A 6,660-nucleotide genomic window follows, 5' to 3' on the forward strand; every position below is an offset into this window, starting at 1 on the left:
GCCGCCCGGGCGGCCCGGCGTGATCGAGGAAACGGTCGCCGCCCCGGCGGGGGAGGGGACCGCGCGGCGCAATCTGGGAGAATCGCCGATCGCCTGGCTGGCCCGCCGACGCGACCGGGAAGGCCGTCCGTGGCTGACCCCGATCGAGGCGGCGGCCGGCGAACGTCTGCGCGAGGACTTCGAGAGTCTGGGAACCCAGGGCCGGATGACCATGGCCTGGGACGCGGGGCCGCGCGTGGAGGGCGGACGGCCTGGCCTGGCGCCGGCCGAACGTGACACCGCGGCGCGCCAGCGGATCGCCAAGGCCCTGGACGCCGTGGGGCCTGGCCTGCGCGGCATCCTCGAGAGCGTCTGCCTGCTGGGCTCGGCCCTGGAGACGGCCGAGCGGTCGTTGAAGCTGCCGCGCCGGGCCGGCAAGACGGTCCTGAAACTCGCCTTGCAGGGCCTGGCGCGGCACTATCGGATGACTTGAGTTAGCGCGCGCCGCCGGACACGGCGATGATCTCGCCGGTGATCCAGCCGCTGTCGGGCGAGGCCAGGAAGGCGGCGACCGAGGCGATGTCGGACGGCTGGCCCATGCGGCCCAGCGGCGTCATGGCGACCAGGCCGGCCTCCATCTCGCTACCGATCATGCCCATGGCGTGGGTGCCCTCGGTCTCGACCGCGCCGGGCGAGATGGCGTTGACGCGGATCTTGCGCGGCGCCAGCTCCTTGGCCAGCACGCGGGTGATCGAGTCCACCGAGGCCTTGGTCGCCGTGTAGATCGACGACTCCGGCATATCCAGCGTGGTCACGATCGAGCTGATGTTGATGATGTTTCCGCCGTCCGGGCCAAAGCGGCGCGCTGCTTCCTGGGTGGCCAGAAGCACGCCCAGCACATTGGTGTCGAACTGGCGGCGATACTCGGCCTCGGTCACGTCGTTCAGCGCCCGGAAGGCGTAGACGCCGGCGTTGTTGACCAGGATGTCGACGCCCCCGAAGGCCTTCTGGGTCTCGTCGAACAGCCGCGCGACGTCCGCGCCCTGGGCCACGTCGCCCTGGACGGCGATGGCCTTGCCGCCCGCCGCGACGATCTCGGCGACCACCTTGTCGGCGCCCTCGCGGCTGGAGGCGTAGTTGACCGCCACCGCCGCGCCCTCGGCGGCCAGCGCCTTGGCGATCGCGGCCCCGATACCCTTCGACGCGCCCGTCACCACGGCGGTCTTGCCCGTAAGCTTGCTCATTGTCTCTCTCCGTTCTGCCGACTGTGGCGAACGGTTAGATATTTAGATGATCGTCGAAGTGATTGAAGGGGCGGGGGCGGAATTTTGTTGGGGAACCTTTCTTGTCCGCCACGCTCAGATAAGCTCCAGGCGCTTGCCTTCCATGATCGCTACGCCAAGCTGGACAAGGTTCCGCCACATGCTGAAGGTTGTTTAGGGCAAAGCTTTCGCTTGGGGGGCATCGTCGTGCGCGCCTTGTCTGGCCTGTTGGTCTGCCTGATGCTTTTTTGTCAGTCGGCGCGGGCCTCGGATTTTGTCTTCTCGAATGCGCCCGGCCCCCATGGCGTAGGCTTGCGCGTCGTCCAGCAGTACGATTTCAGCCGCGCATACGGGTCCAAGACGGATCCGGTGACAGGGCAACCTCACGCCGAAGCGGGGAGGCCGGTGCAGACATTGGTCTGGTATCCCGCCGTCAAGGGCGGCGCGCCAGTTCGCTATGGCGACTATGTGCGCGCGGCCGTGACCGAGGACAACTTCGGGCTAAGCGACGCCGAAGTGGCCAAGGCCGCCTCCACCTGGCTTGAGAAGCGTTGGAAAGGGCTTGCCGCCGCGAAGATCCAGGTGGAGATGTCTCGACCGACTTGGGCCGTGCGAGACGCCAAACCCGAGCCCGGAAAGTTCCCCGTCATCATCTACGCCCCGAGCTTTGGCGCGCCCGCTCACGAAAACCTGACCCTGTGCGAGTTCTTGGCCAGCCAGGGCTATGTGGTTCTCGCCAGCTCGAGCCGGGGCGCGTTCGGTCGCGAGATGACCCAGGACCTTGAGGGCGTCGAGGCCCAGGTCGGGGATATCGAATTCCTGATCGCCTACGCACGGTCTTTGCCTCACGCCGATATCGAGCATCTGGGCGTAGTCGGTTACAGTTGGGGCGGCATGGCCAATGTGCTGGCCGCCGCAAAGGACAGCCGCATCGACGCGCTGGTCAGCCTTGACGGCTCCATCCGCTATTTCCCGACCTTGGCGGCTTCGGCGAAATACGCCGTCCCATCCCGCCTGACCGCGCCGTTCCTGTTCGTGGGCGCGCGTCCCTCAACTATCGATGAGTTGCTGGCGTCGCATCAGGACATGTCGGAAAGCCTGATGAACCAGATGAAGTACGCCGATCTATATCGGATCACGATGACGCCGATGGTCCATGCGAACTTCAATTCGGAGTATCAGCGTTTTGCGCCAGACAGCGGCTGGGGCTTCTCCGAGTACAGTCGCGACGAGACCTCGCTGGCCTATAGCTGGGTGGCGCGTTACGTGCTCCGCTTCCTTGACGGGACGCTCAAGGGCGATCCAACGGGCCTATCTTTCGTGGCCAACAAGCCAGCAAACAACGCCGCGCCCGCCCATATGCTGACTGTTTCCTTCCGCCGGGCTCAGGGTGCGCCGCCGACCATAGGTGGATTTGCCTCCGTGCTGGCCAAGCAAGGCTTTGCCCATGCGGTGAAAGCCTACCAAAGCCTTCGCAGCGTTGATCCCGGATTCCAGCTTTCCGAAGGCGACCTTCGGCATTGGGGCAATCAGCTGCTTTTCGCGGATGAGACCGATAAGGCGATAAACGTCTTTGAACTTGCAACCGTGGTCTATCCGACGAGCGGCGCCGCGTTCGAGGCGCTCGGCTCGGCCCAGGAAAAAGCTGGAGACAGGATCGCGGCGAAGGCCAGTTACGCCAAGGCGCTGACGCTCGATCCTACCAACGCCAATGTCATCCAGCGTTTGAAGATCTTGAGCGAGAGCTAGCCGAGCCACGCCCCCTCAAATCTCCCCCAGCCGCGCCAGGTACGCGTTCAGCACGTCCCGCTGGAGCGTCAGATAGGCGAACTTGCCCTGGCGGTTGATCTGGATCAGGCCGGCGGTTTCCAGTTCCTTCAGGTGGTGGGACATGGTCGCGGGGGTGATCTCGTAGCTTTCCAGCAGGCCGCTGCACGCGCAGGGCGCCGATTGGGCGCCGACGTCCTTGAGGATCTGGCGGCGGCGGGGCTCGGCCAGGGCCTTGGAGATCAGGTTCACCTGACGCTCGTCGAGAACCATGCGGGGCGCGTGTTCCATGGTCCTCATATGCGGCGTGGCGGCGCGCGACGCAAACGGTCGCGAAAAGGGCGGGACCTCGGGGTCCCGCCCGTCGTCGATCCGGCGCGGCGTTCTTAGTGTTTGAGGGTATGCTTGATGTCGCGCATCTGGTCGTGGCCTTCCTTGACCGAGGCCCAGGCCTTTTCGATCACGGCGCGGGTCTGGGGCTGGACGTCGCCGTCTTGCAGGGCCTTTTCGTACTTGGCCTTGATGTGGTCTTCGCCGGCCTCGACCTCGTTGATCACGGCCTCGTCGCCCTTGGTCATGGCGTCCTTCAGATTGACGAACACGCGGTGGGCGGCGGCCAGCAGGGTGCCGTCGTCCTTGGCCTCGCCGCCCAGGCGGCGGACCTCGTCCTGCAGTTCCGAGGCGATCGAGCGGCGCTCCTGGGCGCGGCGCTGGAAGAGCTCCTTGTAGCGGGCGCCGTCGGCGTCCTTGGCGGCGGTCTCATAGCCGTCGGCGCTGTCGATGGTGGTCTCGACCAGGCCGTTGACGAGCTTGATGTGGTCTTCGTTCGTGTGCATCGCGGGGCGCTCTCTCTTGGGGAGGGGAGCCGGGTCAACGCGAGGCCGCGGCGATGGGTTCAGCTTGACCGCGAAGGTAATTTCGCGCCGACGTGGTCGATGCCCAGCGCCTCGCAATGCAGGGCCTGGCGGTGGCGCTCGGCGGCGCGGGCCTTCTGGTCGTCGGTGCGCTGGTCGTGGCAGGCGGGGCAGGACACGCCCTCGACATAGAGGCTGGAGGCCTGGCCCTCCGGCGAGACCGGCGCCCGGCAGCCCCGGCACAGCACGTGGGTCCCGGCCGACAGGCCGTGGCCGACCGCGACCCGCTCGTCGAACACGAAGCATTCGCCGCGCCACAGACTCTGGGGCTCCGGAACCTGTTCCAGATAGTCCAGCACGCCGCCCTTCAGGTGGAAGACCTGCTCGACGCCCTCGGCCTTCAGGAAGGCGGTCGACTTCTCGCAGCGGATGCCGCCGGTGCAGAACATGGCCACCTTCAGCGGCGGGGCGTCGGGGCCGCGCTCGGCCTCGATGGTCTCGCGCCAGTCGCGGAACCAGGCGGGAAAGTCCGAGAAGCTGGCGGTCTTGGGATCGATCGCGCCCTCGAACGTGCCGACGGCGACCTCGTAGGCGTTGCGGGTGTCGATGACCACGACGTCGGGATCGCTGATCAGGGCGTTCCAGTCGGCGGGCGCGACATAGGTCCCCGCGTCGGTCGGGTCCAGGTCGGGCTCGCCCAGGGTGACGATCTCCTTTTTCAGCCGCACCTTCATGCGGTGGAAGGGCGTCCGCTCGGCCCAGGCGGTCTTCGGCGACAGGTCGGCGCAGCCGGGCAGGGCGCGGATGTGATCCAGCACCGCCGCGACGGCGGCGTCCTCGCCGGCGATCGTGCCGTTGATCCCCTCGCGGGCCAGCAGCAGGGTGCCCTTGACGCCCAGTCGGTCGCAGAGGGCGGCCAGCGGTCCCTGAATCGCCGCCGGGTCTTCGAACCGCGTGAAGCGGTACAGCGCCGCGACGCGATAGCTAGCCAAGGGCGGACTTCGCGTCGTGCTGGATGCGGGCGACCATCGACTTCAGGCCGTTGGAGCGCTGCGAGGACAGGGCGCCCGAGAGGCCCAGCCGGTCCATCGCGCCCTTGGCGTCGAAGGCGACGATGTCGGCCGGCGTCCGGCCCGAATAGAGGCGCAGCATGATGGCCACCAGGCCGCTGACGATGTGGGCGTCGCTGTCGCCGCGAAACTTCAGCGTTCCGTCGGCCTGGGGTTCGGTGACCAGCCACACCTGGCTGGCGCAGCCGCGCACCTTGTTCTCCTCCGAGCGCTCGGCGTCGCTCAGGGGCGCGAGGTCCTTGCCCAGCTCGATCACGTAGCGATAGCGCTCTTCCCAGTCGCCCAGCAGCTCGAACTCGTCGGCGAGGTCGTTCAGGGCGGTGTCGATGGCGCCAGGGGAGGAAGTGCTCATGGCGGCCAATTAGGGGGCTGGCCGCGGCTTGTCGAGGGGGAGGGCGGTCCGGCTCCCCGCCTCAGGCCGCCGTCAGGATCAGCCGCGCCAGGAAGCCCGCGCCCAGGCTGGACGACAGCTTCAGGCGTCCGCCCATGGCGCGCGACAGGAGGTCGACGATCGGCAGCCCCAGGCCGACGCCCTCGTGGCCGCGCGTCAGGATGGCGCCGCCCTGTTCGAACGGTTGCAGCAGGCGCGGCAGCTCGGCGCTGTCCACGCCCGGTCCCTGGTCGCGGATGGTGATCTCGACCTCGCCGCCGATGCGGGCGGCGGCGAGGTGCACGACTCCCCCAGCGGGCGAGTGGGTGACGGCGTTCTGCAGCAGGTTCGTCAGCATGGTCCGCAGGCCGCGGCTGTCGGCTAGCACGGTGGGCAGGGTCCCCTGGGCGACCACATGGACGATGACCTCGCGCTGGCGGATCTGGGCGTCCAGGGCGTCGATCACGTCCTCGAACGCCTCGTCCATGTTCTCGGGCGTCATCTCGATGTCGGTGACGTGGCCCTCGAGGCGGGCGATCTCGACGATCTGGTTGACCAGCTTCAGCAGCTTCAGGCCGCTGTCGTGCACGATCGTGGCGTATTCCTTGTACTGCGGGCTTCCCAGCGGTCCGTACAGCTCCTTGGACAGGATCTCGGAGAAGCCGATCACGGCGTTCAGCGGGGTGCGCAGCTCGTGGCTGACCATGCGCAGGAACGCGCGCTTGCGGTCATCGAGCGCCTGGCGTCGACGTTCGATCGCGGCCGTCCGGCGCTCCGCCGGAACGGGATCCGCCAGCGGGCGAAGCGTCGATGCGTCCAGGGACGCCGGTTCTGGCATAGCGGGCTCCCGGACATTCTATCCGTATGGATCAGGTGCGACACAATGCCAGCTCGCGCTTACGATTCCGTTTCCGTCCACAACGCTTCCACGAGGAAAGGTCGCTTAACGATTGTGCGGCCTTGGAGGGAGCGGTCACTCCGCGTTAAGGTTTGGCGACGGTGACCCCCCGCCGCGCAGAAGTCGACCGCCCTTGGAATTCGAGACGCTTCCAGACCCGATCCGACGTCCCGCCGCCCGCGCGGCCGGGATGGATCCCGCCCAGGCCTGGCGCCTGGGCTGGCTGGCGTCCGTCTGCCTGGCCGCCGCCGCGGCCCTGTTCCTGCGCGACGCCGCTGGCTGGCCCGTCTGGGCGGCCTTGGGCGCGGGCGCGGTCCCGGCCCTGGCCAGCCTGGTCTTCACGCGCGACGACGAGCGGACCCAGTCGATCCTGCTGGTGCTGTGGGCGATGGGCGGCTCGCTGGCCGCCGTCCTGACGGGCGGGGTGTCCGGCGCGATGGCGGCCTGGTGCCTGGCGCCG

Annotated in this window: 8 protein-coding genes and 1 pseudogene; 3 read left to right on the forward strand and 6 right to left on the reverse strand. The window is 67.9% G+C overall.

Annotation, left to right across the window (positions count from 1 at the left end):
• Positions 1-472 (forward strand): DUF6456 domain-containing protein (locus FCU40_RS22115; RefSeq protein WP_241693684.1); only part of this gene is annotated, 472 nt, incomplete at its 5' end.
• A 1-nt stretch (position 473) separates the two neighbouring features.
• On the opposite strand, the gene FCU40_RS22120 is transcribed toward FCU40_RS22115, so the two are convergent.
• Complete coding sequence (locus FCU40_RS22120; protein ID WP_168077934.1) at positions 474-1,223, reverse strand: glucose 1-dehydrogenase; 750 nt, start codon at positions 1,221-1,223, stop codon at positions 474-476.
• 210 nt (positions 1,224-1,433) lie between these two features.
• Here FCU40_RS22120 and FCU40_RS22125 point away from each other — a divergent pair, with 210 nt between their 5' ends.
• On the forward strand, positions 1,434-2,990 hold the full coding sequence (locus FCU40_RS22125) for a dienelactone hydrolase family protein (RefSeq protein WP_241693685.1): 1,557 nt from the start codon (positions 1,434-1,436) through the stop codon (positions 2,988-2,990).
• A gap of 15 nt (positions 2,991-3,005) precedes the next feature.
• Here the strand turns inward: FCU40_RS22125 and FCU40_RS22130 are convergent, their stop codons facing one another.
• The 5 genes from FCU40_RS22130 to FCU40_RS22150 form a co-directional block, all read right to left on the reverse strand.
• A complete protein-coding gene (locus FCU40_RS22130) occupies positions 3,006-3,299 on the reverse strand; it encodes a helix-turn-helix transcriptional regulator (RefSeq protein ID WP_004622847.1) in 294 nt (97 codons plus the stop codon).
• Between the two features lie 95 nt (positions 3,300-3,394).
• Positions 3,395-3,844, reverse strand: coding sequence for a PA2169 family four-helix-bundle protein (locus tag FCU40_RS22135; RefSeq protein WP_168077937.1), 450 nt, complete (start codon positions 3,842-3,844; stop codon positions 3,395-3,397).
• Between the two features lie 59 nt (positions 3,845-3,903).
• Positions 3,904-4,854, reverse strand: coding sequence for a rhodanese-related sulfurtransferase (locus FCU40_RS22140; RefSeq protein WP_168077939.1), 951 nt, complete (start codon positions 4,852-4,854; stop codon positions 3,904-3,906).
• Entirely contained in the window at positions 4,847-5,284 is a 438-nt protein-coding gene (locus tag FCU40_RS22145; RefSeq protein WP_168077941.1) for a SufE family protein, read from the reverse strand. Before FCU40_RS22145 ends, FCU40_RS22140 begins: the two co-directional genes overlap by 8 nt.
• 61 nt (positions 5,285-5,345) lie before the next feature.
• Positions 5,346-6,140, reverse strand: a complete 795-nt coding sequence (locus tag FCU40_RS22150; RefSeq protein WP_168077943.1) for a HAMP domain-containing sensor histidine kinase — start codon at positions 6,138-6,140, stop codon at positions 5,346-5,348.
• A gap of 193 nt (positions 6,141-6,333) precedes the next feature.
• Between FCU40_RS22150 and FCU40_RS22155 the strand changes: the two are divergent.
• Positions 6,334-6,660 (forward strand): annotated as a pseudogene (locus tag FCU40_RS22155) (sensor histidine kinase); the annotation flags it as partial.

Origin of the sequence: Caulobacter sp. SSI4214, assembly GCF_012184455.1 — a bacterium.
GTDB classification, from domain to species: domain Bacteria; phylum Pseudomonadota; class Alphaproteobacteria; order Caulobacterales; family Caulobacteraceae; genus Caulobacter; species Caulobacter vibrioides_E.

Bases quoted from the DNA above. Each gene is read 5' to 3' on its own strand.
- FCU40_RS22130 (WP_004622847.1), bottom strand. From the start codon at position 3,299: ATGGAACACGCGCCCCGCATGGTTCTCGACGAGCGTCAGGTGAACCTG.
- FCU40_RS22120 (WP_168077934.1), bottom strand. From the start codon at position 1,223: ATGAGCAAGCTTACGGGCAAGACCGCCGTGGTGACGGGCGCGTCGAAG.
- FCU40_RS22145 (WP_168077941.1), bottom strand. From the start codon at position 5,284: ATGAGCACTTCCTCCCCTGGCGCCATCGACACCGCCCTGAACGACCTC.
- FCU40_RS22135 (WP_168077937.1), bottom strand. From the start codon at position 3,844: ATGCACACGAACGAAGACCACATCAAGCTCGTCAACGGCCTGGTCGAG.
- FCU40_RS22150 (WP_168077943.1), bottom strand. From the start codon at position 6,140: ATGCCAGAACCGGCGTCCCTGGACGCATCGACGCTTCGCCCGCTGGCG.